General features: G+C 64.1%; 2 protein-coding genes. One reads left to right on the top strand and one right to left on the bottom strand.

All coding sequences use genetic code 11. The features are described from left to right. Positions 1-318 precede the first annotated feature (318 nt). Positions 319-984, bottom strand: a complete 666-nt coding sequence (locus tag P409_RS38455; protein WP_152613688.1) for a hypothetical protein — start codon at positions 982-984, stop codon at positions 319-321. Positions 985-1,429: 445 nt separating this feature from the next. On the opposite strand from P409_RS38455, the gene P409_RS33625 reads away from it, so the two are divergent. Further along, on the top strand, positions 1,430-1,709 hold a 280-nt coding region (locus P409_RS33625), incomplete at its 3' end, for a hypothetical protein (RefSeq protein ID WP_034848927.1).

Consider the following 1,709-nt stretch of genomic DNA (forward strand, 5'->3'; position numbering starts at 1 on the left):
GGCCCTGCCCCCGCCATGGGTCGGCTGCCGACCAGAAGCGGATCGACGCCGACCCTCCTGGCCTCCCCGAAGCGGACATCGGCGGCGATCCTATCTCGCCCAAAAGCGGACAGGGTGCACGGAGGATCGGATCGTCATCGCTCCTGGTTCCGGCGGCCGGGCCGGGCGTGAATGCCGGAGAGAGAGAGACTGGCCTCGCGGCAGCTTTGGGCGCGCTCCATCCGGTCAGGCCGACAGAAAAGGGCGGAAAGGGGGCCGTTCTCAGCCTGTTTGACGCATCAGGTCGGATGATCTGCGGACCTGTCCGGGCCATGAGTGTCAGGTCCCGGGTAAGGCGTCCAGGGAAAGCCGAACAGGCCGCTTCATCGACCATGGGCCCGTTAGCTCTTTTTCGAATGGCGCCAGGGTCCGGCTCCACTCAACTCCCATCGGAGCGCTGAAACGCAGCTTCAGGATCCATCCCGTATCGGCCATGCAGAACAAATAGACCCGCGACGAGAGGGGCCGGACCTCGCCGTCGAACATGTGGGAATACTCGAACTCCGCCATCTCCATGACGGCGTCTGGACCAAACGCACCGCGACGCTCCGAAACCAGTCGGGCCGACCGGCGGGTGCGGGTTATCGCCTCCTTGTTCGCCTGAAACTCCGTATCGCAGGACGCAGCGGTCCCCGGGGAACGCTCCAGCCACGTCACCGGATAGATGAAGATCACAGCGAGTGGCCCGCCCTTCGCGGGCGGAGCCTTGTAGCCGGCAACCGTGCCGCCGGGATTCACGTTGTCTCTCGATAGATCCGTCCGGACAAAATCCCCGATTGACACCGGAAAAGTAAATCCGGACGCAGCATCAGCGTAGGGTCCTTCGGCCTGGATGACCTCGGGGCCAGTCCTGCCCGCTATTCCGGAATCGATCCCGGGCGACGTTGATTGGCAGCCGGCGACTATCAGGGCCGTCGGCAGCAAAATTGCTCGCAGCAGCTTCATTTCCCCCCCCTTGTGCCGCCCCAAAAAAGAGGCCGCACATCACCAGGATGTCGCGAGGAGTTGGCGACTGTCGAGCCCCAATGAGCGACCGTCTCAAAGAAGCGTTTGTCCTCGCTTCAGGAAGGACGGGTGGCTTGAATCGCAAGCCGGAGCAACGAGTGCGACATGGTTGTGCCTCCTGACCGCAACGGGTCGCATCCAGTCACGTCCACTTCAAGGCGCCGAGTCGGATGGCCGGTTTCGGGCACTCCGTAACCGACCGGGCCGACCGGAAAGGGTCGATAGCGGCCAGTTGAGCATAGCGTGCAGAGCCGATGTCGATGGCCTGCGGCGGCGTTCAGGAAACGGCTTGAGGTCTCAGCTCCGCCGTCCGGCGGGAGCCATCCTGATCGGTAAACACAATGTGCAATTGCTTTAATTGGCGATTTTGTTCATGATGTGTTCTATGAGCAAGGCGCAGTTCGTCTCCACCCAGCAACCCGCCGCACCGGCCCCCGATCGGGCCGATGCCGAGCAGGCGGTACGCATACTCGACCGGCTGACCGAGATGGCGATGGAGCGTGCCGAGGCCATGCATGCCGCCTCCCTGGCCGCGATCGGGGCCGGCGACGCCGCCACGACCAGGGATCTCGAACTCTCGCTCGACCGCATCGCCCGCGGCGTCCGCCGCCTGCTGGCGCTGAAGCTGCACCTCGCCCAGAAGCGCCAGGAGATGGCGGAGAAGA

Origin of the sequence: Inquilinus limosus MP06, assembly GCF_000767795.1 — a bacterium.
GTDB lineage: Bacteria > Pseudomonadota > Alphaproteobacteria > DSM-16000 > Inquilinaceae > Inquilinus > Inquilinus limosus_E.